We start from the raw sequence: 25,333 nt of genomic DNA, 5'->3' as shown, positions 1-25,333 counted from the left end.
TCGCGACACAAGGCCGCTCCTACAGGGGATCGCGATCTCTTGTAGGAGCGGCCTTGTGTCGCGAAAGGGCCGCAACGCGGCCCCGGCTATCGGTCAGGCCCGCACATAACGCTGGCGCAACACATCACTCAACATGTCCACCAGCAACACCAGCACCAGCATGCCGATGATCACCGTACTGGCCTGGGCCTCCTGGAACAGGCTCAAGGTGGTGTACAGCATCTGCCCCAACCCGCCCCCACAAACCCCAGCACGCTGGCCATGCGGATGTTGTTCTCCCAGCGGTACAAGCTGTAGGCCAGCAACTGCGGCCACAGGTTGGGCAAGGTACCAAAGCAGAATGCCGCCACCTGGCTACCACCCTGTAACCGAATTGCCGCAGCAGGCTCCGGCGGCGCGTTCTCCAGCGCCTCGGCAAACAGCCGCCCCAGTACCCCGGCAGTGTGCAGCGCCAAAGCCAGGGTACCGGCATTCGGCCCAAGCCCGGCAGCCAGCACGGTCAGCGCCGCCCACACCAGCTCCGGAATGGCCCGCAAGGCATTCAGCAGCAAACGTGCAGCCCCCTGCAATGGCCAACCGAAACGGCCCGCCGCCGGCAGTGCCAGCAACATCCCCAGCACCATCGCCAGTAAAGTGCCCAGCCCGGACATGGCCAGGGTTTCCAGCGCCCCACGCCACACCGCCTTCAAGTGCCCGGCAGACAAGTCCGGGTGCAGGAAGCGCGCAGCATACTCGCCCATCTGCCCCAGCCCACCGTTACCGACCAGCGCGTGCAAGTCCAGCTCCAGATAGGCGAACGACGCCACCACCGCGACCACGATGGCGCCCAGCAGCAACAGGTTGATCGCCCGGTTCATGCCAGCCTCCAGCGCAGCAGGCGGCTGAGCAGGTCGGCCAGGATCACCAGCAGCAGGAAGGTCAGCAACATGCTCGCCACCTCCGCACCCGCAAACATGCGCATCGACAGGTCGATCTGCTGGCCCAGGCCGCCAGCGCCGACAAACCCCATCACCACCGAAGCCCGCACCGCGCATTCCCAGCGGTAAACGGTGTATGACACCACTTCGGAGGCGGCATTGGGCAGGATGCCGTAGAGAAATGCTGCCAACCGACCACTGCCCGCCTGCAACAAGGCATGTGCCGGGCGCTGGTCGACCGACTCGAATATTTCCGCGTAAACCTTGCCCAGCATGCCGCTATAGGTGATGGCGATGGCCAGTACACCCGCCGTCGGCCCCAACCCCACTGCTCGCACGAACAGCAACGCCCAGACAATCTCGGGCACGCTCCGCAGGAAAATCAGCAGCCCGCGCACTGGCAGGCGTAACACGCGTGACCACAACCCGGCTCGTCCGCCCCGGGAGGCGGCACGCAACGACAAGGCACGGCTGGCCAGCAGGCCGGCCGGAATCGCCAGCAACAAGGCCAGCGCCATGCCGGCAGTCGCCACGGCCAGGGTCTGCAAAGTGGCTTCGTACAACAGCGCAAGGAAATCGGCATCGTGTGCCGGTGGCCAGAAAGCGCTGGTGAAGCTCGCGATCTGCTGCCGGTTCTCCGCCTGCAGCAGTACACCGGGGTTCAGCTCGCTGAGCTGAATACCGGGCCACAACACCGCCACAGCCAGCACGGTCAGCAGCAACCGCGGCAATAAAGCCGGGTCGCGGGTATCAGCACTCAGCATCGCGGAATCTGCACGGTCAGGGTTGGCCCCTGGGTTGGCGGCGAAGCCAGTTTTTCGTTGGCGTACAGCGCATCCAGCATCTGCCTGGTCACCGCGCTGGCCGGGCAGTCGAACGCCACCTGCCCTTCGCGGACCCCGACCACACGCGGGAAATGCGCCAGTGCCAGTTCAACCGCATGCAGGCTGGCCACCAGGGTCACACCATTGGCCTGGGCATGGCGGTTGAGCAAGGCCAGGCTGTGGTCGGCCAGCACTGGGTCCATGGCTGACACCGGCTCGTCGGCAAGCAACAGCTGCGGCTGCTGATACAACACACGGGCAATACCCACCCGCTGCAACTGGCCACCGGACAATTGCCCACATTGCACGAACAGCTTGTCGGCCAGGCCCAGTTCGGCCAACACCTGACGCGCGCCTGCTACATCGCTGGGGTACAGCAGATTGAGTAAACCGCGCAGTACACCCCACTGCCCCAGGCGCCCGGCCAGCACCGCCGTGACCACCCGCTGGCGCGGCGGCAAGGGCGGCGCCTGGTGCACCAGGCCAACCCGCGCGCGCAGGCGTTGGCGCGCCCGGGCAGACAACGCCCAGGGCTGTTCACCCAGCAATTCCAGGCGCCCACTGCTGGGCTGGACAGCGCTGGCCATCAGGTGCAGCAAGCTGGACTTGCCCGCCCCCGACGGCCCGATGATGGCGACGCGTTCGCCCTGCCCGATGCGCAAGTTGACCGCGTCAAGCGCGCGCACCTGGCCATGGCGCAGGCTGGCGCCGTGCAGATGGATTGCCGCGTTCGAAGCGGTCACTTGAGCAGGCCGGCCTCGCGCGCAGCCTGTTCGGTGCCCACATAGTTCTCAGGCTTGGTCTCGATGAAACGGCTCGCGGCCTGCAGGTCAAGGATTGCCTTGTGCTCGGGGTTGGCCGGGTCGAGGTCAAGGAAGGCTTTCTTGATCTTCTCTTTCAACGCAGGGTCCATTTTGCCGCGCACGGTCCAGTTGTAGTCGAAGTAGGTCGGGGTGGTGGCGAACACCCTCACCTTGCTGGTATCGACTTTGCCGGCATCCACCAGCTTCTGCCACACGCTGGCATTCAGCACGCCGCCATCAACCTTGCCCGCCTGCACCCAGGCTACGGTAGCGTCGTGCGCGCCGGAGTAGGCCACGCGGCTGAAGTAGTCCTCAGGCTTGATATTGTCCTGCTTGAGCATGAAATAACGCGGCATCAGGCTGCCCGAGGTAGACGAAATGGAACCGAAGGCGAACGACTTGCCCTTGAGGTCGGCCAGGCTCTTCACATCGGGGTTGGCAGTGATGAACTTGGAGGTGAACTGCGCGTCTTGCTCACGCTGCACCAGCGGCGTGGCCGTCGGGTCTTTCAGGTGTACCTGGACAAAAGTGAACCCACCCAGCCAGGCCAGGTCCAGGCGGCCGGCAGCCAGCGACTCGACCACCGCCGGATAATCGGCCACCGGCACGAACTTCACCTCCATGCCCAATTGCCTGGCCAGATACTCGCCCAACGGCTTGAACTTGCGCTGCAACTCGGTCGGTGCTTCGTCAGGGATGGCGCTGACCCGCAACACTTCAGCAGCCTGGGCGACAACGGCACAGCAGGACAGCACGAGGCTGGCGGCGAGCGCCAAGGGGCGTTTGAGCATGGGTGGTCTCCGGTCCAATAGCGGGGGAATTGCCAACGAATCCGCCGGCATCTGGAATTATAAGAGGCCAAGGCCCAAAGGCCAGCTTTGCTACAATCGCGCAACAATTTGACCTGCCGAGGTACGTATGAGCGAGCCGATTCGCCTGACCCAGTACAGCCATGGTGCCGGCTGTGGCTGCAAGATTTCCCCCAAGGTGCTGGACGTGATCCTCGCCGAAAGCGGTACCCAGGCCCTGGACCCGAAACTGTGGGTCGGCAACGCCTCGCGTGACGATGCTGCCGTGTACGCGCTGGACGACGAGCGCGGCGTGGTCTCGACCACCGACTTCTTCATGCCGATCGTCGATGACCCGTACGACTTCGGCCGCATCGCCGCCACCAACGCCATCAGCGACATCTACGCCATGGGCGGCGACCCACTGATGGCCATCGCCATCCTCGGCTGGCCAGTCAACGTACTGCCACCGGAAGTCGCCCGCGAAGTGATCCGCGGTGGTCGCGCGGTGTGCGCCGAAGCCGGTATTCCACTGGCCGGCGGCCACTCCATCGACGCCCCCGAGCCAATCTTCGGGCTGGCCGTCACCGGCGTGGTCAGCAAGCGCCACCTCAAGCGCAACGACACTGCCAGCGCGGGCTGCCAGCTGTACCTGACCAAGCCACTGGGCATCGGCATCCTTACCACGGCCGAGAAAAAGGCCAAGCTGCGGGAACAGGATCAGGGCCTGGCCCGCGACTGGATGTGCACCCTCAACACCCCCGGCAGCCGCTTTGGCAAACTGGACGGGGTCAAGGCCATGACCGACGTCACCGGCTTCGGCCTGCTCGGCCACCTGGTCGAGCTGGCCGAAGGCAGCGGCCTTACCGCGCACCTGGACTACGCCGCCGTTCCGCGCCTACCCAGCGTCGACCACTACCTGGCCGAGGGTTGCATCCCGGGCGGCACCCTGCGCAACTACGACAGCTACGGGCACAAGATCGGCGCGCTCAGCGACGAGCAGAAACACCTGTTGTGCGACCCGCAGACCAGCGGTGGCCTGCTGGTGGCGGTTAGCCCGGAAGGTGAAGCGGAGTTCCTGGCCGTGGCCGCCGAGCTGGGCCTGCAACTGGCGCCGATCGGCAAACTGGTCGAGCGACAGAGCCACGCGGTCGAGGTGATCTGATGCGCCCCGACTGCACCGACTTTCGCCAGCTGTTCCTCGACGACGTGCCGATGATGGACATGCGCGCCCCCGTCGAATTCGCCAAGGGTGCCTTCCCCGGCGTGGTCAACCTGCCACTGATGAACGACCAGGAGCGGCAGAAGGTCGGCACCTGCTACAAGCAGCAGGGCCAGGTCGCCGCCATCGCCCTGGGCCACCAGTTGGTCAGCGGCGCCACCAAACAGGCTCGCCTGGAGGCCTGGGCGGCGTTCGCCCAGGCCCATCCTGAAGGCTACCTGTACTGCTTCCGTGGTGGCCTGCGCTCGCAGATCGTGCAGGGTTGGCTGCGTGAAGAAGCCGGTATCCAGTACCCGCGCATCAAAGGTGGCTACAAGGCTATGCGTACCTTCCTGCTGGAGACTACCCAGCAGGCGGTAGAGCAATGCGATTTCGTGCTGGTGGGCGGCCTGACCGGCACCGGCAAGACCGATGTGCTGCACCAGTTGGGCAATGTGCTGGACCTGGAAGGCCATGCCAACCACCGCGGCTCCAGCTTCGGCAAGCGCGCCACTGCGCAACCGGCGCAGATCGATTTCGAGAACCAGCTGGCCATCGACGTGCTGAAGAAGCGCGCCCGTGGGGTCGAGCAGTTCGTGCTGGAAGATGAAGGCCGCATTGTTGGCAGCTGCACGGTGCCGCTAGAGCTTTACCAAGGCATGCAGCACTACCCTTTGGTGTGGCTGGAAGACAGCTTTGCCAACCGCGTGGAGCGCATCCTGCGTGATTACGTGGTCAACCTGAGTGCCGAGTTCGTCAGCGTGCATGGCGAGGAAGACGGCCGCCGCTTGTTTGCCGAGCGCATGTTGCAGAGCATGGCCAACATCTACAAGCGTTTGGGCGGCGAGCGTTATCAGCGCTTGTCGCAGATCCTGCGCGAAGCCCTGGACGAGCAGCAGCGCAGCGGCGCGGTGGACCTGCACCGGGGCTGGATAGAAGGCTTGCTGAACGAGTATTACGACCCGATGTATGCCTACCAGCGGGCAGCCAAAGTCGAGCGCATCGAGTTTGCCGGGGATGCCGTGGAAGTGCGCGAATACCTCAAGGCCCGGGCGCAACGGGAGCGTCATCTTTAACACCGCGTGGTCTTCTTCGCGGGTAAACCCGCTCCCACAGGTATCGCACTGCCCTCAAGCGCGGTGCGGTCCCTGTGGGAGCGGGTTTACCCGCGAAGAGGCCGGTACAGACAACTCACTGCCCCGGGCTAAGCACCCGCTCCAGCTCCGCCGCGCGGTCGCGCGTCATGTCCATCAGGCAACTGCCACCTTCCAGCTGCGCCATGGTCCCGCCACTGGCCTGCACATGGAACTGGCAATTGCCATCGCGGTACGCCAGCCACTTGCGCTGCACATCGCGCAGGCTCTTCTGCTGCCCGGCATCCAGCTTGCCCATCAGTTGCTTGTACACCCGGTTCAAGCGCTGGTCCTGCACCTGTGTCTCGGCCTTGATGCAATCACTCATGTCTACCGTAGTGGAGGCCTTGTCCATGCACTGGCCATAGGCCGGTGTGTAGTCGTCCGCCACCGCCATTGGCAGCACGCAGGCCAGTGCCAGACCTGTCAGGTAATGCTTGATCATGCGAATCCTCCTTGTGGATATCACAGCATCTGCGGCTGTTCAGGCGGCATCAGCACCTTGCCCGGTTCGAAGCGTAGCGAGGGCATCTGCGTCGCCGTATACAAGGCCACACCCAGTGCCGCAATCAACGCCACGTCCAGCCAGCTCCAGCCCGGCATGTCGTCGGCGCTACGCGCCTTCCAGCAGTGCCACGCCTGGCCCATGCAGAACACCACCATTGCCGCCAGCCACAGGTAGAAGCCGGCACCGAAACCGGTCAAATCGTGGAATTCATACGTCTGGTTATCCGGCAAACGCGTGATGCCGAAGCTGCTGGCCGCCAGGTACACCGCCGCCAACCCGGCCAACAATGCCAGCCGGCGAAAGCGCCGATGGGCAAGGATAGCCATGGCCAGCAGCGGGTTGGCAAACCATTGGTGCAAACCGAAGGGCACGCCCCATGGCCCGTACAGCAACATCTGCAGGGCCGGCATGTGGCGATCGCCGCTCATCAGCGCGCCGTCGAAGAACAGGGCGAGCAGATACAGCAGCAGGCTGATGCTCAGGTAGAAAACAGGCAAGGGCTATTCCTGGGGAAACGGGACAGCCTACGACCTTAACCCAGGCCCTGCCCCGCTTCCAGCGCCTCAGTAGGTGCCGCGCAGGGTCACCATGAAGTTGCGGGGTTCGCCATAGTAGTTGCCATAGGTCGAAGTCCCCACGGTTTCGTAGTACTTCTTGTCGAACAGATTGTTGCCGTTGAGCGTGACGTTCCAGTGGTCATCGACGCGGTATTCGACCAATGCATTCCAGATTGCATAGCCGCCCTGGTCAAAATCAAAGGGCACGTTCTGCTGCACCAGCCCGCCATTGCTGTCGTAGCGGTTGACCAAGCCGGACGCGTAGGTAGCGCTTTGCACCTGCACGCCGCCGCCGACCTTGAAGTCGCTAAAGATGCCCGGCAGGCGGTAGGTGCTGTACAGCTTGAACAAATGCTTTGGCATCACCGTACTCAGCGGCGTATCGGCACTGCGGTTGCGGTTGAGGTTGAAGGTGTAGCCCCCCACCAGCATCCAGTCCGGCAGCAGCTCGCCGGACAGCTCCATGTCGATGCCCTTGCTCACTACCTTGCCGTTGGACACGTAGCAGCAGCTACCGGAGAAGCCGGCACTGGTCGCCGGGAAGTTCGGGTCCTGCACTGCCTCGTTTTCGCGGGTGGTGTAGTACAGCGCCACGCTGGCATTGAGCGCGCCGTTGAACAGCTCGCCCTTGAGGCCGGTTTCGTAGGTTTTGCCGGTCATGGGCTCCAGCGCCGTGCCGGTTTCGGCAGGGCCGCTGATCCTGCTGGACTGCGGTTTGTAGATTTCCGAGTAGCTGGCATAGGCCGACCATTGATCATCCAGGTCGTAGACCAGGCCGCCGAACGGCGTGACCTTGGTGCCGATACGTTGCTCTGGGCTGGAGATGCTGGCCGGCGTCGTCAGGTTGTTGGTATAGGTCTGCCAGAAGTGGAAGCGCTGCGCCCGCGCGCCGACTATCAGGTGCAGCGGCTCGGCCAGCTGCAGGCGCAGGCTGCCGTACAGGCCGTACTGGCGCTGCGAGTTGGGGCTGTAGTCGCGCTTGTAGTCACGCCCGTTGCCCGGGTCGCCGAACGGCGTGCTGTCGGGGTCGAACAGGTTGGCCGGCGCGCCCGATGCGGCGAAGGGTGCGGTCCCCAGCCAGCGGCTGTCGATCTTCTGGTAGTCGGCACCGAAGACCACTTCATGGTCCAGGCCAAAGGCCTGGAAGTGGCCGGAGACGTTAGCGTCATACAGGTGCTGCTCGTTCTCCTGGCGGGTCGAGGTGCCGTACCAGGTCGCGCCGGTGTTGGTTACCGGGTCAACCGCGTTCAGGGTAGTGGCGGTCTTGAACAGCCCGAGGTCCCAGGTGTTGGTGTAGCTGACGTTGAGCTTCCAGTCGTCGTTGAAGCGGTGGTCGACCTTGGCGAAATACTCACGCGCGGTGGCATCGACATAGGCCCATTTCTGCGTCAGGCCGGTGTGTCGCGGCAGGTTCAGGTCAGCACCGTCGCTGTAACGAGGCACCGAGCTGTTGCTGCCGGTTTCGTGGGACTTGTTGTAGCGGGCACCGAAGGTGAGCATGGTGTCGTCGGTAACGTCCGCCTCCAGCACGCCATACACCAGTGGCCGCTCGGTGGCGCGGTTGTCGGTGAAGTACTGGCGATCGGTGTTGGACATCACCAGCCGCCCGCGCAGGCGGCCATCCCAGCCCAGCGGGCCGGACAGGTCGAACTCCTGGCGGTAGTTGTCCCAGCTGCCGGCCGACAGGGTCAGTTTCAGCTGGTTAAAAGAAGTGGGCCGCTTGCGCACCATGTTGATGATGCCGCCCGGGTCGCCCGAACCACCGTACAGCGCAGCGGTACCGCGCAGCACCTCGATATGGTCGAACTCGGCCAGTTCGAAGATGTTCGACGAGTAGAACGAACCCATGGCGGTACCCAATGCCTGGGGCGCGGCGCCGTCGATCTGCAGGTTCTGGATGCTGAAGCCGCGCGAGAGAAAGTCCTGGGTACGGAAGGTGGTGCTCTGGGTGACGATGCCGGGCGTCACTTTCATCGCCTGGTTGATGTCGGTGAGTTGCTGGTCTTCGATCAACTGGCGGGTCACGGTGGACACCGACTGCGGCGTCTGGCGAAGGCTGGTCGGGGTCTTGGAGCCGACGCTGAGCAGGCCCGGGGCATAGGAACCGGTGTTTTCAGTACTCTCACCCATACCCTGCCCGGCTACCGTGGTCACGCCCAGCTCCAGCGCGTCACCGCTCACGGCCGCCTGCGGCTCGGCCACCAGCCGGTAGCCATTGTCGCTACGCTCCACTCGGTAGCCACTGCCGGCCAGCAGCACGGCAAAACCGCTGTCCACCGAGTACAGGCCGTGCAGGCCGTTGCTTTGCAGGCCAGCCAGCATCTGCGGGGTGAACGCCAGCGACACGCCGGCTTGCTGGGCATAGCTGCCAAGCGCCTGGGCCAGGTTGCCGGCGGGCACCTCGAAGCTACGGCGGGCGGCTTCCTCGGCCACGGCCGGCAGGGCCGCAACGGATAGGGCCAGCCCGGCACAGGACAGGCGCAAGGCCAGGGCTAGCGGGCTGAGGACGGGGTGGCCAGGGAATCGGCGCATGGTGGATCGGCTCCTTGTTCTTGATCGGTTGGCCTCTTGTTTGACGGGCCACTGCGCAGAAGCGGAACCACCTTGTTCAATTTTCTCGTGAAACGGGCTCGACCGTGGTCCACCAGCGGCCAACGCCGCCGATACGAATCGGCAACGCCTCGGCCAACAGGCGCAAGGCGCGTTCGCTGTCATCCAGCGGCAGCACTGCCGATACCTTGATCGCCTGCATCGCCTGGCGGTCGAAACGCAGCACGCCACGGCGTTGCTCGGCCAAGGCATCGAGCACCTGGTCGAGCGGCACGCCATCGGCCACCAGCTGGTGATGCTGCCAGGCCTGGTCGACCCGCGCCGGGTCAATGGCCGGCAGTTGGCCAAGCCCGTCGCGCGCCACCCAGGCCCGCTCGCCACGCCCGGCGACCAGATGATCGCCAGACACGGCGCTGCGCGCCTCCACACGGGACTCAAGCATGGTCAGTTCACTGCGGGCGTGCCCTTGGCTGACCACAAAGCGCGTACCCAGGGCCTTGAAGCTGCCCTCGTCGGTCTGCACCACGAACGGCCGCGCCGGGTCGTGGCTGACATCCACCAGCACCTGGCCCTGCAGCAGGCGGATGCGCCGCTCACCGGCACTGAACTCGACATCCACGGCAGAGTTGCCCGCCAAGGTCAGCTGCGAGCCGTCTTCCAGGGTTTCGCTGTGCCACTCGGCCGGCGCCGTGTGCAGGTCGGCCAGCCAGTGCTGCGGCGAGACCCCGGCAAACGGCAAGGCGCCAAGTAACGAAGCCGCCAAGGCCAGGCCAAGCAGCGTGCGCCGTGCAGCCGAGCGTGGCACCGGGGCCTGCATGGCGGCGCGCAAACCGGCGCCCACCGGCCCGCGTTGCTGGCGCAGCGCCTGCATCTGGCTGATCACCCCTTGCATGCGGCGCAAGGTGGCACCGTGGCGCGGGTCGGCCTGCAGCCAGGCATCGAACTCCCGCGCCTCGTCGGCATCAAGTTCACCCTCGCCCAGGCTCAGGGCCCATTCGGCGGCTTCCTGTTCGATACGCGACGGGTTCACGGTGCAGCGATGTCCAGCGTACGGTGGCAATGGATCAGGGCCTGGGCCAGGTACTTGCGCACCATGCGCGGGGAAATCTGCAGGCGTTCGGCGATCTGCGGCTGGGTCAGGTCGTCGAGGTAATAACCGACGAAAGCTTCGCGTGCATTTACATGCAGGCCTTCGAGCAGGAACGCGATCTGCTCCAGTGCTTCCAGGGTGATGAGAATGCTCTCGGGGGACTGGTGCCCTTCCAGCGCCTCGGCGGCCAGGGCCAGTTCACTGAGGTAGGCCGCTTCGATCTGTTGCCGGCGCACCCGGTCGATCAGCAGGCGCCGCGCCGTGGTGCTGAGGTAGGCGCGTGGCTCGCGCATGCCCAGCAAGGCATCACGCGAGGCCAGGATGCGCACAAAGGTGTCCTGGGCCAGGTCGGCTGCGCTGTGCGAGCAGCGCAGCTTGCGGCGTAGCCAGCTGAACAGCCAGCCGTGGTGCTCGCTGTACAGCTGTTCAAGCGGGTACTGGCTCGGTGAGTCGGCTACGGGCATGGGGCACCGGGACACAAGTGAGAATTGTTCCCGAATAGTAGCTATTCGCCGTAATACTATGCAACAGGTGGTTCCAGCAACAGGCCATAGATGCCCGAGTCGGACAGCTCACCGGCCACGCACCAGCGTGCCCGCAGGGTGCCTTCGAGCACAAAGCCCTGGCGCTCCAGGGTACGTGCCGAGCCTTGGTTACGCGGGTCGATTTCGCCTTCCAGGCGGCGCATGTGCAGGGTGTGGGCGAGGTAGTCGATGAAGCAGGTGAGCGCTTCATCCATGTAGCCCCTGCCCTGCACAGCGCTGGCCAGGCAGTAGCCGATTTCGCCGCGGCGGGACATGTCGTCGATGTTGAACAACTGGACCATACCGATCAGCTCGCCGTTGTCGCGGCGGTACATGCCGAGCTTGAGCTGGTCGCCATTGGCATAGGCTTCGCGGTCGGCGGCCAGGGCGCTTTCGGCCTCGGCCAGGTCTTGCCAGGGTGCATGGTGCCAATAACGCATGACCTCTGGGTCGGCCATGATCGCCAGCCATTGCGCAGCATCGGCATGGCGCATGGGACGCAAGTGCAGGCGCGGGCTGTCGAGGCAGAGGTCACTGGGGAAACTGCGGGGTGGGGTCACGCCGGATCTCCTGTCCATTGCTGGGGAGATGACAGTTTAACTTCATGTGCATGGTTCCGGCATCCCGGGGCTGCTTTGCAGCCCATCGCGACACAAGGCCGCTCCTACAGGGGATCGCGTACTCCTGTAGGAGCGGCCTTGTGTCGCGATGGGCCGCAAAGCGGCCCCAAAAATCGATCAGGCGCCGCGGTTCAAACCCACTTCCATATCATTGATCAGCGCCTTGGCCATGGCGCTCAGAATCCGCGCCGCACTGCCGGCAATCTTGTCGCCTTCCATCTCGGCCTCTTCATTCAGGTGCTTGATACAGCCGATCAGCACCGACAATTCATCGAACGCCAGGTCGAGTGGCACGCCCGGCTCTACCCGGTACAGCTCGAGGAATTTCTCCACGCCAGCGGTGGTGCGGGATTTCAGGGGGTCGCTCATGCCTTGGCCTCCTGCGCTTTCATGTGGGCCAGCAGGGCTTGTAGCAGGTCGGTTTGGGCTGACATCGCTTCCAGCAGGCTGGAGCGCAGGGCTGGAGCTTCGGCGTCGAGGTATTGGAGGATGGTGCCGGAGAGGTTGTCCATGACCTGGGTGGCTTGGGACTTGGCGGCTTGGTAGGTAAGTTCGGTAATGGGTGGATCAGGTAGAAGCTGTTTCATAGTCACCTCAAAATGTTTAGAGGCAACCACACTTATCCTTCTCACAGATTAGGTGGCAGCCGTACGCGAGGTGAGAAGACCGTTGAGGTACCACGGCCAGACCGAAGTCTGCGCGCGCACGGCTGCCATAGCTGGCAAGCCTCCTCATAAACCGGGCTTCTCACACCCGGTCGCCAATTGTGGCGACGCTGAAACGTTATCTCTGAGGTTCCTACTTGCCTATCAGACGCCATCCGACTGAGGTCGTAGGATAATTCCTAATCCCTGGCAACCTGAAGCATTTGGTTTCAGGTTCAGAATCTTCTTACAGCTGATGGCCCTTTCGCGGGTGAACCCGCTCCCACAGTGATCCCACAATGTTCAAACTGGTGCGGTACCTGTGGGAGCGGGTTCACCCGCGAAAGGGCCAGTGCAGGCGAGCAAAAATGCCTCAGGCCACCTCAGCCCCATCATCCGGCCAATGCGGCTCATTAGCCCCAGGCGGCGTCAGCGGTGGCAGCCCATACGCCGCCCGCGCATCATCACAGCTGGGGTTATGCACCCCACCCTCCCACGAGGCATCAAACTCGCGGCACGGGCTGGAACGGTTGGCATAAATGGTACAAGCCACCTCTTTGCCGATCTCGCCCTCAAGGCTGACACAGCGGCAGGGCTTGGCATCGGTGCCGATCATGGCAACGCGGGTGGGGTTGATCTGTACCACCAGGTCGTCCGGCACAACGCCCCCGGCAGACTGGCATTCGCCCCAGAAGAAGGACACACGGAAGTACCCGCAGCAGGCGCCGCAGTCAAGGCAAGGGTTATATTCAGACATGATGCCACGGAGGGGAAAGGTTGTTGTTATCGGGGCTGAGCCCGCGGCGCCATTTTTAATCCAAGCAGGGGCGGCTGGATAGAGGGGCAATGCAAAAAAAATCGCCGCTGATCCGGCCTCCTGCCATGGCTAGCAGATCGCGTTGTAAGTAGAGGCATCCCAACGCTGCAAAGCAAGGCCCGCGCTCGGGTCGTAGTCATTGCCCTGCACCTTGCTGAAGTGCGTACGGGCTTCGCCACAGTGCACCAGCCGATCGTGCTTTTCACCCTCGGTGAGTACGGTGTAGGACTCACTGCGCATGGCCTGATACTGCTTGTCAGCCGCCGCCATGAGTTGGTGATACTTCATCAACTGGCCGTCACCCAGGGCCAGCCGCTTGTTCAGCTGTACGCCCCAGCGCGCCAGGCACACTTCGGCAAAATGGCGAACGATCAACCCTGGTTCCGCCAACACCTTTCCCTCACCGGCGCCATCCGCCGAAGCATTGCCCACCAGCGTGGCATGCCGGCCCGGCATGGGATACACGCATATCCGCGTCTGTTGCGCGACGGCGGGGATTACGCAGGCAAACCCTTTGGAACGCTCATCGCGCGAGTAGAAGCCAACGTATTCCTTGACGTTATCAGCCAACGTGACACGTTCGCTTTGCACATTGCCCACCCCTGGTACCGGGTCAATGGCAAAGATGTTCACCGGTATGTCCCGCAATACCGGGTCTTGAGCCATGGCATTGGCCAGCATGTGGCAACTGATCCCTCCCCTGCTCCAGCCCACCAGGTTGACCTGGGTGGGCAGGCGCGGCTTGCGGAACATGCTGATGATGCGCTCCTGCAGCTCCTGCGGCGTTGGGTGGCGATCGCCGTAGTCATAGGTGCGCCAGAACCAGGAGGCGGTTGAAGAGGCGTCCGGGATGGGCACTCCAGCATCTTTCAGCCGCTGGTACTCCTCCTCGCTCAGCTTGGTGCGCTGCCAGCTGCTTTCGCCCTTGATCACCTGCAGCACATGGTTGACGTTTTCTTCCCAACCGCGGCCAAACAGTTGGCCGGTCCAGTTGAAATAGCCGCCGGGTTCGACGAACAGGTTGTCATCCTGCAGGTTGCCGCTGCCGGGGCCGTCGACGGCGATCCAGTGGGCGAATTCGCGGCCTTGGTCGTTGCTGGCCAGGGTCGAGACCAGTTCGCCATTCCAGAAGTTGGGGTTGGCGTCGTCGAAGCGGTGCGAGCCGGTGCCGCAGAAGTAGGCGGTGAAGACACTCATGGGGGATATCTTTGGTGAGAAATGAGTGCTGAAGGTAGGTTGGCTTTTAGGTGGAATGCAGACGGAAATGTAGCCTTTGAATCCGTCGGGGGCTGCTTTGCAGCCCATCGCGACACAAGGCCGCTCCTACAAGGGACCGCGTAACATGCACTGACGCGGTCCCTTGTAGGAGCGGCCTTGTGTCGCGATGGGTCGCAAAGCGGCCCCCATGGCCTTACTTGCGGGCCAGGCCGTCAGCCCGGAACATCTGCCGAATGCCGCGAATCGCCTGGCGGATACGGTCCTGGTTCTCGATCAGGGCAAAGCGCACATGGTCATCACCATAGTCACCAAAACCAATCCCCGGCGACACGCACACCTTGGCCTCGGCCAGCAGCTTCTTGGAGAACTCCAGCGAGCCCAGGTGTGCATACTCCGGCGGAATCTTCGCCCACACGTACATCGATGCCTTGGGGTTCTCGACCATCCAGCCAAGCTCGTGCAGGCCCTTCACCAACAGGTTGCGGCGCTGGCGATATTGCTCGGCAATGTCGCGCACGCACTGCTGGTCGCCTTCCAGCGCAGCAATCGCAGCCACCTGCAGCGGGGTGAAGGTGCCGTAGTCGTGGTAGCTCTTGATCCGCGCCAGCGCGCTGACCAGCTCGGGATTACCGACCATGAAGCCGATCCGCCAGCCCGCCATGTTGTAGCTCTTGGACAGGGTGAAGAACTCCACCGCAATATCCTTGGCGCCTGGCACCTGCATGATCGACGGGGCTTTCCAGCCGTCGTAGACGATGTCGGCATAGGCCAGGTCGTGAATCACCAGCACGCCGTACTGCTTGGCCAGCGCCACCACCCGCTCGAAGAAGTCCAGCTCCACGCACTGCGCGGTAGGGTTGGACGGGAAGCCGAGGATCATCATCTTCGGCTTGGGGATCGATTCGCGAATGGCCCGCTCAAGCTCGTTGAAGAAGTCCACACCCGGCACCAGCGGCACGGAACGCACCTGGGCGCCGGCAATCACCGCACCGTAGATATGGATCGGGTAGCTAGGGTTGGGCACCAGCACCGTGTCGCCCTGGTCGAGGGTGGCCAGCATCAGGTGGGCCAGGCCTTCTTTGGAGCCGATGGTAACGATGGCTTCGCTTTCCGGGTCGATGTCGACCTCGTAGCGTTCCTTGTACCAGTTGGAAATGGCCCGGCGCAGGCGCGGGATGCCGCGCGAGGTGGAATAGCCGTGGGTGTCTTCACGCTGGGCGACCTGCACCAGCTTCTCGACGATGTGCGGCGGGGTGGCGCCGTCGGGGTTGCCCATGCTCAGGTCGATGATGTCCTCGCCACGGCGGCGGGCAGCCATCTTGAGCTCGGCAGTGATGTTGAAGACGTAAGGGGGGAGACGATCGATGCGCGCAAAGCGGCGCGGCGAACCTGGGTTGGCCATGGCTTCCTCTGAGTACGTAAGCGCCCGGAACCGTCCGAGCGACGTTGGCCGATGTGGCGGCCTGGATCAGAAGATAGTGCTGAAACAGGATGCCTGTAAAGGACAATTTCCTGTTTTGTTAGAATTTTTCAGATGTATTTTTTGAAAATCAGGGATTTATATTTTCAGGCTTGGCTTCTTCGCGGGTGAACCCGCTCCCACAGGAACCTCCACAGGTTTCGAGGGTTGCGCTGTACCTGTGGGAGCGGGTTCACCCGCGAAGAGGCCGGCACAGGAAAACACCCATAAAAAAACCCCGACACAATGGCCGGGGTTTTCGTGAAACAGGCAGCTATTTCAGCGTGCGTAGGTCATCAGCACGTCCGCAGCGGTCTGGCTGTCCACACCCATCATCACGCTCAGGGCAGTGACGGTGAGGATGGAGAAGCCGAACACCTTGCGGGCCCACTTGCTGTCGTCCTCGGCCTTGTAGCCACCCCAGGCCATGTACAGCCAGTACAGGCCCATGGCAGCTGCCACGGCCAAGTAGCCGAGGCCGGCGTAACCGCCGAGGGTAAGCATCAAGGTGGCGAGCACGAAGGCCAGTACGTACAGCACGATCTGCTTCTTCGCCGCAAGCACACCACGTGCCACCGGCAGGACCGGAATGTTGGCAGCGCTGTAATCCTTGAAGCGGAAGATGGCGATGGCAAAGCTGTGCGGCATCTGCCACAGGCTGAACATCACCAGCAGGGTCACTGCAGCCAGGTCGAAGCTGTTGCTGACGGCGCAGTAGCCGATCACCGGAGGCATGGCACCGGACAGGCTGCCGACCAAGGTGCCGTGCACCGATTTACGCTTCAGCCACAGGCTGTAGAAACCGACGTAGACAATGAAGCCAATCAGCGCGCAGAACGCCGACAGCGGGTTGGCCTGGACATACAGCAGGCTGAAACCCGCCACCCCGAGCAGGGTGGCGTAGATCAGCGCGAGGGGCAGCGACATGCCGCCCTGCACCATGACGCGGTTCTTGGTGCGCTCCATCTTGTGGTCGATGTCACGGTCGATGCAGTTGTTGAACACGCATCCGGACGCAACCACCAGCGAAGTACCGATCACCACCGCCAGGAACAGGGCGAAATCCACATGGCCCTTCGAGGCAAGGAAGAAACCGCCTGCCACGGAAAGCACGTTACCGAAAATGATCCCCGGTTTGGTGATTTGGATAAAGTGCTTAACGGACATGCAGTCTTACCTCACTTGGCCAACATTTCGAAGTGGATGCTGAACATGATCCACAGCGACAGGCCGACAAGCAGAGCGATCACCAAGGTGGTGAACAGGAACGTCGATACGTTGTTGCGTTGCTCTTTCGAGCGGTCCATGTGCAGGAAGTAGACCAGGTGGACAACTACCTGGATCACGGCCATGGCAACAATGATCAGAACGGTCAGGTTCTTCGGCAGGCTGGCAGTCATGGCCAGGCCGAACGGGATCGCGGTCAGGATGATCGACAGTACAAAACCGATCATGTACGACTTGACGCTGCCGTGATTACCTTCGTGATGAGTGTCGTGTGCGTTAGCCATTACAGAACTCCCAGCAGGTAAACGACGGTGAATACGCAGATCCAGACCACGTCCAGGAAGTGCCAGAACAGGCTCAGGCAGCTCATGCGGGTCTTGGCGGTCGGCGTGATGCCGTGCTTGTTGATCTGGTACATCATGATTGCCATCCAGATCAGACCAGCAGTCACGTGCAGGCCGTGGGTACCTACCAGGGCGAAGAAGCCCGACAGGAAGCCACTGCGCTGCGGGCCGAAGCCCTCGCCGATCAGGTGATGGAATTCATAGATTTCCATCGCGATGAAGCCTGCACCGAACAGGAAGGTCACAGCCAACCAGCCCAGTACGCCTGCTTTCTTGCCGTCGAACATCTTCAGCATGGCGAAGCCGAAGGTGATCGAGGACAGCAACAGGAACAGCGTTTCAACAGCTACGAAATCGAGCTGGAAGATGTCGTGACCCGACGGGCCGCCGGCAAAACTGCCGGACAGCACCGCGTAGGTGGCGAAGAGCGACGCAAACAGGATGCAGTCGGTCATCAGGTACAGCCAGAAGCCCAGTACGGTCATCTGGCCCGAGTCGTGGTGGTGGTCGTCATGCCCATGGTCGTGACCATGAGCAGCGCCGCCGTGCATTACTTGACTGGACATTGATTACACCCGTTCAAACGATTCGACACGTGCGCCGGCAGGCAGAGCACCTGCTGCGGCCAGCGCTTTCATACGCTCGCCTTCGATGCGCGCCACTTCTTCGGCCGGAACCATGTAGCCCTGGTCGTCACGTGCAGCGTGGCGAACGAAGACTGCGATGGTTGCCAACAGGCTCGCGCCCACCAGCCACCAGATGTGCCAGATGAAGGCGAAGCCGAACACGGTCAGGAACAGGCCCATGAACAGACCGGTAGCAGTGTTGCTCGGCATGTGGATGGCTTCGTACTTGGCCGGGGCCTTGTACGCAACGCCTGCTTCCTTGGCTTCGTGCCAGCAGTCCAGGCCAACTTTCTCAGGCATGTGAGCGAAGTTGTAGAACGGAGGTGGCGAAGAAGTCGACCATTCCAGGGTACGGCCGCCCCATGGGTCGCCGGTCACGTCCAGGTTCTGGTTGCGGTCGCGGACCGAAACGAAGATCTGGATCAGCTGGCAAGCGATACCGAACAGGATCAGCACGGCGCCAACAACGGCTACGTACAGGTAGGGTTCCCACAGTGGGTTGTCGGAGTGGTTCAGACGACGGGTCATGCCCATGAAGCCCAGGGCGTACAGCGGCATGAACGCAACGTAGAAGCCCGACAGCCAGAACCAGAAGGCAGCTTTGCCCCACTTCTCGTTCAGGGTGAAGCCGAAGGCTTTCGGGAACCAGAAGGCGAAACCGGCGATGTAGCCGAATACCGCGCCACCGATGATCACGTTGTGGAAGTGCGCAATTACGAACAGGCTGTTGTGCAGGACGAAGTCAGCACCCGGAACGGCCAGCAGTACGCCGGTCATGCCACCGATGGAGAAGGTGACCATGAAGCCCAGGGTCCAGAGCATCGGTGCGGTGAAGCGCACACGGCCTTGGTACATGGTGAACAGCCAGTTGAACAGCTTCACACCGGTCGGGATGGAGATCAGCATCGTCGCCAGGCCGAAGAAGGTGTTGACGCTGGCGCCGGCACCCATGGTGAAGAAGTGGTGCAGCCATACTGCAAAGCCGAGAATGGCGATCGCGCCCGATGCGTAGATCATCGAGTGGTGGCCGAACAGGCGTTTGCCGGAGAACGTCGAAGTCACTTCCGAGAACACACCGAAGGCCGGCAGAATCAGGATGTAAACCTCAGGGTGACCCCACGCCCAGAACAGGTTGACGTACATCATCGGGTTCCCACCAAGCTCGTTGGTGAAAATGTGGAAGTCCAGATAACGGTCAACAGTCAGCAGCGCGAGTGCAGCAGTCAGGATCGGGAACGAAGCAACGATCAGTACGTTGGCCCAGGTGCAGGTCCAGGTGAAGATCGGCATGTCCATCAGCTTCATGCCAGGTGCGCGCATCTTCATCACGGTGACGAGGAAGTTCACGCCGGTAAGTGTCGTACCCAGGCCGGATAGCTGTAGCGCCCAGATGTAGTAGTCGACACCCACCCCAGGGCTGTACTGAATGCCCGCGAGGGGCGGATAGGCAACCCAGCCGGTCTTGGCGAATTCACCAACGCCCAGCGAGATGTTGACCAGCAGCACGCCTGCCAGCAGCAGGTAGAAGCTCAGGGAGTTCAGGAACGGGAAGGCAACGTCACGTGCACCGATCTGCAGAGGAACCGCCAGGTTCATCAGGCCGGTGAAGAACGGCATCGCCATGAAGATGATCATGATCACACCGTGGGCGGTGAAGATCTGGTCATAGTGTTCAGGCGGCAGGTAGCCTTCGGAGCCACCGGTTGCGGCAGCCAGCTGGGTACGCATCATGATGGCGTCGGCAAAGCCGCGCAGCAGCATGACCATCGCGACGATGATGTACATCACGCCGATCTTTTTGTGGTCGACCGTAGTCAGCCACTCGCTCCACAAGTAGGTCCACTTGCGGAAATAGGTGATAAGACCGACGACAGCGATACCGCCGAGCGCGATCATGGCAAGCGTCACCATGACTATCGGCTCGTGATAGGGTATCGCCTCCAGGCTTAGTTTACCGAACATCTCTTACTCCTCTGCACCGGCAGCTGGTTGCATACTCGATTCCACACCCTTGGTTGTGGCCAGATCTTTGCTGCCTGCTTCTTCGTGGCTACGACCGCGGTTCATGCCTTCGTACTTGTCGACGATCAGCTGGAACTGCTCTGGCGAGGCCTCGCTATACAGCGCGACTGGGTTGTTTTCGCTTGGTTTGGCCAAGGCGTCGTATTCGGCCTTGTCCAGCTTCTTCGGCGACTGCTTGACCTCGGCGACCCACTTGTCGAAGTCTTCCTGGGAGGTAGCAGTAGCCTTGAATTTCATGCCGGTGAAGCCAGCACCGCTGTAGTTGGCGCTGATACCGTCGAACTCGCCGTTTTCGTTGGCGATCAGGTGCAGCTTGGTGGTCATGCCGGCCATGGCGTAGATCTGGCCGCCCAAGCCCGGGATGAAGAACGAGTTCATCACGGCGTCGGAAGTGACGCGGAAGTTGACCGGGGTGTTAGCCGGGAAGACGATCTTGTTGACCGTGGCAATGCCCTGCTCCGGGTAGATGAACAGCCACTTCCAGTCCAGCGCGACCACGTCGATCTGAATCGGCTTCACGTCCGAATCCAGCGGGCGGTAAGGATCCAGCTTGTGGGTGGACTTGTAGGTGACGTAACCCAGGGCGATGATGATCAGGATCGGGATGATCCACACCGCGGCCTCGATCTTGGTCGAGTGCGACCAGTCAGGGGTGTAGGTGGCTGCCTTGTTGGAAGCACGGTACTTCCAGGCGAACGCCAGGGTCATGATGATGACGGGAATCACCACCAGCAGCATCAGGCCGGTTGCGATCAGGATCAGGTTCTTTTGCTCAATGCCGACCTGGCCCTTCGGGTCGAGCAGGGTCCAGTTGCACCCACTGAGTAAAAGCATGCCTAAAACGGGCAATATGCCAAACAGTCTGGGGTAACGCTTTTTACTCATCTCACGACCTCTAGATCAGCTTGCTTCAATGCAATTTGTGTTTTGGTAGCCAACACTTCGTCCTGCCAAGTGAGGCATTTCGCGCCCGTACTCGCTCCGGCCTGGGGTCCGACTGCAGGACCTTGGCTTCAAGCGTGTTAGCGGTGCTTATGGTTTCGTAGGCAACAGGCCTGTACTTCAGACCAAGTCCATTTGGTGCGGGAAAACGCGGAGGGGTGTCCGCCCGGTATCGCCGTTGGGCGAAACTTGACGAAGTCAGCAAAAAGGAGCGCTGGGGCTTCCTTCAATCCTGCGACTCGCAAGCAGTGCCGAACGGAAATTGGGGGCGATTGTAGTGAGGTCGCCAACCCTTGACTATGACTTATTGAGCAACAGTCTTTTACAGAATGCGTAACAATAGGACTGAAAAACTCAACTTCGCGACAGTTTGTCGCACCCCGCTTGCTAGCCCTCAAAGCCGCATTCTACAAGGCTTTGTGGTTGATCTGGATCAAGCGGAGGGCAACTTTTCGCTCTTCACATGCGCTGCAAAAGCCCCCATGCAATTCGGGACTTTTGTCTAAGCCTGGCGCCGGTTGCGGTAGATGCCGAGCGGAACCAGGATGGCGGTCAGCACGAACGCCACAAGCGCCCATTGAGCCAACGACAAGCCGAGGATCGGCGGGTACGGCGTGCTGCAGAAGCCATCGACCTGGAACGCCAGCGGCCACAGCTTGGCCAGCGGCAGGTCATCGACGATCGGCTGCAGGGTATCGATGCCGCAACTGACCATGGGGTTGGCGAGTATATACACATGGTTGCCGGCCGCAACGATTCCGCCAATGGCGCTGAGCACCACCAGTGCTTCGAAGAAGGTCAGGCTGCGGCGCCCCGGCATGGCGGCGGCAAGGAAGGCGAATACGGCAATGAACAGCAGCGCGTAACGCTGCAGGATGCACAGCGGGCAAGGGGCCTCGCCCAGCACCACCTGCATGTAAAGGGCGCCGCCGATCAGCGATATGCAGATCAGGCCCAGCAACACCAGAAAGCGCCGTTCCCGATTCAGGCGCGATGTTTGTTCGTTCATTACCGGTTCCTTCGATGGATAGTGGCAGCGTGGTCCGCCTGCCTTGGCGCAAGTCTACACGTTGGGGCAAGGCCAGTGAGTGTGCCGAGGAAGCGGCGAGATAGCGCTGCGCTGGGCTATCCGGTGTGGCTGAGACCGGCCGCAACGACGTCGGTTCAACGCCGGGCGGCAAAAAAGCGGCTGCCCGGCTGCCGCGCAGGGGCAAGCCCCTCGACACCCGGGAGTGAAGGATACCGTGATTAAAGGAGGATTAACGATGAAAGCTGCGCAGGTGCTTTCGTCCCTTCTTTATATATAGGCAGGAAGGTGTGCTGCGGCCCAGTGGGTGAGATGATTGCTTATGCTTGTACCGGCCTCTTCGCGGGTAAACCCGCTCCCACAGGTATTGCACCGGTTTTGAATGTGGTGCGGTCCCTGTGGGAGCGGGTTTACCCGCGAAGAGGCCAGTACAGGCGCTACATCACTCCAAGGCAGCCGCCGGCCCGAAGAACTCGTAACGGCTCTGCTGCTCCGGCACACCCAGGCCCTTCAGCTGGCGCTTGACCGCCGCCATGAACCCCTTCGGCCCAAGGAAGTAAGCATCCACATCCCGCTCACGCGGCAGCCACTCGGCCAGCAGGTCTTCGCTCAGCAGGCCCACGGCATCGGCCGCAGCGCCACCTTCCGGCTCGGCATAGCAATAAAAGCGCTTGAGTTGCGGATGACGCGCCGCCAAACCATCGATCCAGTCGCGGAAGGCATGCACAGCACCATTACGCGCGCAGTGAATGAAATGCACCTCGCGCCGGGTTTGCAGTGCTGCCTGCAGCATCGCCAGGGTCGGGGTAATGCCCACGCCACCACTGATCAGCACCAGCGGCTTGTCACTGCCCGCCAGGGTAAAGTCACCCGCTGGCGGGAACAGTTCCAGGGTATCACCCACCACCAGTTCATCATGCAGGTAGTTCGAGACCTTGCCGCCCTCTTCACGCTTGACGCTGATGCGGTATTCCTTGCCGTCGCACAATGCCGACAGCGAATAGTTGCGGCGCTGCTCGGCACCGTCGATGTCCAGCTTCAGGCCGATGTACTGGCCAGGCTCGGCCTTGAGTACCGGCTTGCCATCGACCGGGGCAAAGTAGAACGAAACGATTTCGCTGCTTTCCTGCTCGCGGCGCACCAGCCGGAACTCGCGCGTCCCGCGCCAGCCACCCTCGGCCTCTTCCTTCTGTTTATACAAACCTTCTTCAGCACCGATCAGGATGTCGGCCAGCTGACCATAGGCCGCCCCCCAGGCCTCGATGACCGCAGGGGTGGCGATTTCCTTGCCCAGCACTTCCTCGATGGCGCGCAGCAGGCAGGTGCCAACGATCGGGTAGTGCTCTGGCAGAATCTGCAGGGCAACGTGCTTGTTGATAATCTGCCCGACCAAGCCGCCCAACTGCTCCAGCTGGTCGATGTGGCGGGCATACATCAACACGCCGTTGGCCAGGGCACGTGGCTGGTCGCCGCTGGCCTGGTGGGCCTGGTTGAACAGTGGGCGTACTTCTGGGTACTCGCTGAGCATCATCTTGTAGAAGTGGGTGGTCAGCGCTTCGCCGCCGCTTTCCAGCAGGGGGACAGTGGCCTTGATGATTGCACGTTGTTCGGCATTGAGCATTGCAACAACTCCTGAGCCTGTGGCTTCAAATGACTGCCCTGGCTATTACAGCAATCGTGCCAACTTTTATCGCCAGCAAAATCAGGGGGTTGACCCAGGTCATGTCAAAACGACCTACCCCGGCGTATAGTCAAATCGACTTACAGGAGTCCATATGACCACAAAGCCGCTGCTCACCACCTTGCTACCGCTGGTTAGCGACCTGTCCCGCGATTTGCCTGATCAGGAACGCTACCGCCGCCTGTTGCAGGCCATGCGGGGCTTGCTGCCGTGCGACGCCGCCGCGCTGTTGCGCCTGGACGGTGAATGGCTGGTGCCGCTGGCTGTGGATGGCCTGAGCCCCGATACCCTCGGCCGGCGCTTCCGGGTCAGCGAACACCCGCGCTTCCAGATTCTGCTCAGCCGCCCGGAGCCCACCCGTTTCGCCAGCGACTCCGAATTGCCCGACCCATACGATGGCCTGGTCAACGCTCCGGATGCCGACCTGGAAGTGCATGACTGCATGGGCTGCCCGCTGATGGTCGATGAGCGCCCCTGGGGCCTGGTCACCCTCGACGCCCTCACCCCCGGGCAATTCCAGAGCATGGAGCTGGATGCCCTGCAGGCGTTTGCCAGCCTGGCCGCCGCGACCGTGACCGTGGCCGAGCGCATCGAGCACCTGGCCCTGCGCGCCGAAGACGAACACCACCGGGCCGAGATCTACCGCCAGGCCAGCGGCCAGGACAAAGAGCTGATTGGTCAGAGCCCTGCGCACAAACGCCTGGTGGAAGAAATCCGCCTGGTCGGCGGCAGTGACCTGACCGTGCTGATCACCGGCGAAACCGGTGTCGGCAAGGAGCTGGTAGCCCAGGCCCTGCACCAGGCCAGCAGCCGTGCCGACAAGCCGCTGGTCAGCCTCAACTGCGCCGCCCTGCCCGATACCCTGGTGGAAAGCGAACTGTTCGGCCATGTGCGCGGGGCCTTCACCGGCGCGCATGGCGAACGCCGTGGCAAGTTCGAGTTGGCCAACGGCGGCACGCTGTTCCTCGACGAAGTCGGCGAGCTGCCACTGACGGTGCAGGCCAAGCTGTTGCGCGTGCTGCAGAGCGGCCAGTTGCAGCGCCTGGGTTCGGACCGTGAGCACCGCGTGGACGTGCGCCTGATCGCCGCCACCAACCGTGACCTGGCAGCAGAGGTGCGCAACGGCAACTTCCGCGCCGACTTTTATCACCGCCTCAGCGTGTACCCGCTGCATGTACCGCCGTTGCGCGAACGTGGGCGCGACGTGCTGCTATTGGCTGGCTACTTCCTCGAACAGAACCGTTCGCGCCTGGGCCTGAACAGCCTGCGCCTGAGCAGTGAAGCCCAGGCCGCACTGTTGGCCTATGACTGGCCGGGCAACGTGCGCGAACTGGAACACCTGATCGGCCGCTCGGCGCTCAAGGCGCTGGGCCAGCACCCCGACCGGCCACGTATCCTCACCCTGGAAGCCATCGACCTGGACCTGCGCGTGTCGTCGCCAGGCACCGGCGCCCTGCCCTCCCCCATAGCCCCGCCACCGGTGGCCAAGCTGCCCGAGGGTGGCCTGCGCGAAGCCGTCGATATCTACCAGCGCCAGGTGATCGAAGCCTGCCTGCAACGGCATCAGGACAACTGGGCGGCAGCGGCGCGAGAGCTGGGTCTGGACCGTGCAAATCTGAGCCGTTTGGCCCGCCGGCTGGGGCTTCGCTGAGGTCTACCTACAAAAGGATTAACCCAGAAAGCCATCTGGTTGCTTCCCGCCTGGCTGCTATATCTCCCTAACCACCCAATTCTCGACTGCCTGGTCGAGACTGCGCGAAACACCCCTGCAAGGGCTCTGTTACGGCGGTTGTGGCCCGAACTGTTCGGGC

At 62.4% G+C, this 25,333-nt stretch carries 24 protein-coding genes and 1 pseudogene; 3 read left to right on the top strand and 22 right to left on the bottom strand.

Annotated elements, in window-relative coordinates:
• Positions 1-93: 93 nt before the first annotated feature.
• The 4 genes and pseudogenes from phnE to IAE39_RS01115 form a co-directional block, all read right to left on the bottom strand.
• Positions 94-857, bottom strand: a pseudogene (phnE, locus tag IAE39_RS01130) (phosphonate ABC transporter, permease protein PhnE).
• Complete coding sequence (locus tag IAE39_RS01125; RefSeq protein WP_201198597.1) at positions 854-1,681, bottom strand: PhnE/PtxC family ABC transporter permease; 828 nt, start codon at positions 1,679-1,681, stop codon at positions 854-856. Before IAE39_RS01125 ends, phnE begins: the two are co-directional and overlap by 4 nt.
• Entirely contained in the window at positions 1,675-2,484 is an 810-nt protein-coding gene (locus IAE39_RS01120) for a phosphonate ABC transporter ATP-binding protein (protein WP_201198595.1), read from the bottom strand. Before IAE39_RS01120 ends, IAE39_RS01125 begins: the two co-directional genes overlap by 7 nt.
• Positions 2,481-3,335, bottom strand: a complete 855-nt coding sequence (locus tag IAE39_RS01115; protein WP_201198587.1) for a putative selenate ABC transporter substrate-binding protein — start codon at positions 3,333-3,335, stop codon at positions 2,481-2,483. Before IAE39_RS01115 ends, IAE39_RS01120 begins: the two co-directional genes overlap by 4 nt.
• A 127-nt stretch (positions 3,336-3,462) precedes the next feature.
• On the opposite strand from IAE39_RS01115, the gene selD reads away from it, so the two are divergent.
• Both selD and mnmH read left to right on the top strand, forming a co-directional pair.
• A complete protein-coding gene (gene selD, locus IAE39_RS01110; RefSeq protein ID WP_201198585.1) occupies positions 3,463-4,497 on the top strand; it encodes a selenide, water dikinase SelD in 1,035 nt (344 codons plus the stop codon).
• Positions 4,497-5,609: a tRNA 2-selenouridine(34) synthase MnmH gene (gene mnmH / locus IAE39_RS01105; RefSeq protein WP_201198583.1), complete on the top strand. Its 1,113-nt coding sequence runs from the start codon at positions 4,497-4,499 to the stop codon at positions 5,607-5,609. The genes selD and mnmH overlap by 1 nt, the downstream gene beginning before the upstream one ends.
• A gap of 115 nt (positions 5,610-5,724) precedes the next feature.
• Here mnmH and IAE39_RS01100 read toward each other — a convergent pair whose 3' ends face one another.
• From IAE39_RS01100 to hmpA, 18 genes are all read right to left on the bottom strand, one after another.
• On the bottom strand, positions 5,725-6,111 hold the full coding sequence (locus IAE39_RS01100) for a lysozyme inhibitor LprI family protein (protein WP_201198581.1): 387 nt from the start codon (positions 6,109-6,111) through the stop codon (positions 5,725-5,727).
• Between the two features lie 20 nt (positions 6,112-6,131).
• The gene (locus IAE39_RS01095) at positions 6,132-6,671 is read right to left on the bottom strand and encodes a hypothetical protein (protein ID WP_201198579.1); all 540 of its coding nucleotides are present in this window, start codon (positions 6,669-6,671) and stop codon (positions 6,132-6,134) included.
• 66 nt (positions 6,672-6,737) lie between these two features.
• Positions 6,738-9,263, bottom strand: a complete 2,526-nt coding sequence (locus IAE39_RS01090) for a TonB-dependent siderophore receptor (protein ID WP_201198577.1) — start codon at positions 9,261-9,263, stop codon at positions 6,738-6,740.
• Positions 9,264-9,339: 76 nt separating this feature from the next.
• The gene (locus IAE39_RS01085) at positions 9,340-10,311 is read right to left on the bottom strand and encodes a FecR domain-containing protein (protein ID WP_201198575.1); all 972 of its coding nucleotides are present in this window, start codon (positions 10,309-10,311) and stop codon (positions 9,340-9,342) included.
• Positions 10,308-10,835, bottom strand: coding sequence for a sigma-70 family RNA polymerase sigma factor (locus IAE39_RS01080; RefSeq protein ID WP_201198573.1), 528 nt, complete (start codon positions 10,833-10,835; stop codon positions 10,308-10,310). The genes IAE39_RS01085 and IAE39_RS01080 overlap by 4 nt, the downstream gene beginning before the upstream one ends.
• 56 nt (positions 10,836-10,891) lie before the next feature.
• Positions 10,892-11,455, bottom strand: coding sequence for a GNAT family N-acetyltransferase (locus IAE39_RS01075; protein ID WP_201198571.1), 564 nt, complete (start codon positions 11,453-11,455; stop codon positions 10,892-10,894).
• A gap of 177 nt (positions 11,456-11,632) precedes the next feature.
• Positions 11,633-11,884: a DUF3077 domain-containing protein gene (locus tag IAE39_RS01070; protein ID WP_201198569.1), complete on the bottom strand. Its 252-nt coding sequence runs from the start codon at positions 11,882-11,884 to the stop codon at positions 11,633-11,635.
• Positions 11,881-12,102 carry a hypothetical protein gene (locus tag IAE39_RS01065; protein WP_201198816.1) on the bottom strand — a complete coding sequence of 74 codons (222 nt, stop codon included), beginning with the start codon at positions 12,100-12,102 and terminating at the stop codon, positions 11,881-11,883. The genes IAE39_RS01070 and IAE39_RS01065 overlap by 4 nt, the downstream gene beginning before the upstream one ends.
• Before the next feature lie 430 nt (positions 12,103-12,532).
• Positions 12,533-12,916, bottom strand: coding sequence for a YkgJ family cysteine cluster protein (locus IAE39_RS01060; protein WP_201198567.1), 384 nt, complete (start codon positions 12,914-12,916; stop codon positions 12,533-12,535).
• Between the two features lie 129 nt (positions 12,917-13,045).
• Complete coding sequence (locus tag IAE39_RS01055; RefSeq protein ID WP_201198565.1) at positions 13,046-14,173, bottom strand: hypothetical protein; 1,128 nt, start codon at positions 14,171-14,173, stop codon at positions 13,046-13,048.
• 214 nt (positions 14,174-14,387) lie between these two features.
• The gene (gene alaC / locus IAE39_RS01050) at positions 14,388-15,596 is read right to left on the bottom strand and encodes an alanine transaminase (RefSeq protein ID WP_201198563.1); all 1,209 of its coding nucleotides are present in this window, start codon (positions 15,594-15,596) and stop codon (positions 14,388-14,390) included.
• A gap of 336 nt (positions 15,597-15,932) precedes the next feature.
• On the bottom strand, positions 15,933-16,820 hold the full coding sequence (gene cyoE / locus IAE39_RS01045; protein WP_012270561.1) for a heme o synthase: 888 nt from the start codon (positions 16,818-16,820) through the stop codon (positions 15,933-15,935).
• 11 nt (positions 16,821-16,831) lie between these two features.
• Positions 16,832-17,164 carry a cytochrome o ubiquinol oxidase subunit IV gene (gene cyoD, locus IAE39_RS01040; RefSeq protein ID WP_003248599.1) on the bottom strand — a complete coding sequence of 111 codons (333 nt, stop codon included), beginning with the start codon at positions 17,162-17,164 and terminating at the stop codon, positions 16,832-16,834.
• The gene (gene cyoC, locus IAE39_RS01035) at positions 17,164-17,790 is read right to left on the bottom strand and encodes a cytochrome o ubiquinol oxidase subunit III (protein WP_029886722.1); all 627 of its coding nucleotides are present in this window, start codon (positions 17,788-17,790) and stop codon (positions 17,164-17,166) included. Before cyoC ends, cyoD begins: the two co-directional genes overlap by 1 nt.
• Before the next feature lie 3 nt (positions 17,791-17,793).
• On the bottom strand, positions 17,794-19,812 hold the full coding sequence (gene cyoB, locus IAE39_RS01030; protein ID WP_201198561.1) for a cytochrome o ubiquinol oxidase subunit I: 2,019 nt from the start codon (positions 19,810-19,812) through the stop codon (positions 17,794-17,796).
• Positions 19,813-19,815: 3 nt separating this feature from the next.
• Positions 19,816-20,757: a ubiquinol oxidase subunit II gene (gene cyoA, locus IAE39_RS01025; RefSeq protein ID WP_201198559.1), complete on the bottom strand. Its 942-nt coding sequence runs from the start codon at positions 20,755-20,757 to the stop codon at positions 19,816-19,818.
• Between the two features lie 559 nt (positions 20,758-21,316).
• Positions 21,317-21,823 (bottom strand): disulfide bond formation protein B, encoded by a 507-nt coding sequence (locus tag IAE39_RS01020; RefSeq protein WP_201198557.1) that lies wholly within the window; start codon positions 21,821-21,823, stop codon positions 21,317-21,319.
• 460 nt (positions 21,824-22,283) lie between these two features.
• A complete protein-coding gene (hmpA, locus tag IAE39_RS01015; protein ID WP_201198555.1) occupies positions 22,284-23,462 on the bottom strand; it encodes an NO-inducible flavohemoprotein in 1,179 nt (392 codons plus the stop codon).
• Positions 23,463-23,616: 154 nt separating this feature from the next.
• Here hmpA and norR point away from each other — a divergent pair, with 154 nt between their 5' ends.
• Complete coding sequence (gene norR, locus IAE39_RS01010) at positions 23,617-25,173, top strand: nitric oxide reductase transcriptional regulator NorR (RefSeq protein WP_201198554.1); 1,557 nt, start codon at positions 23,617-23,619, stop codon at positions 25,171-25,173.
• Positions 25,174-25,333 lie beyond the last annotated feature (160 nt).

Source organism: Pseudomonas sp. S37 (genome assembly GCF_016658545.1).
Lineage (GTDB): Bacteria > Pseudomonadota > Gammaproteobacteria > Pseudomonadales > Pseudomonadaceae > Aquipseudomonas.
Note: the sequence above shows the minus strand (reverse complement) of the source record. Positions and strands in the feature narration are given on the sequence as shown.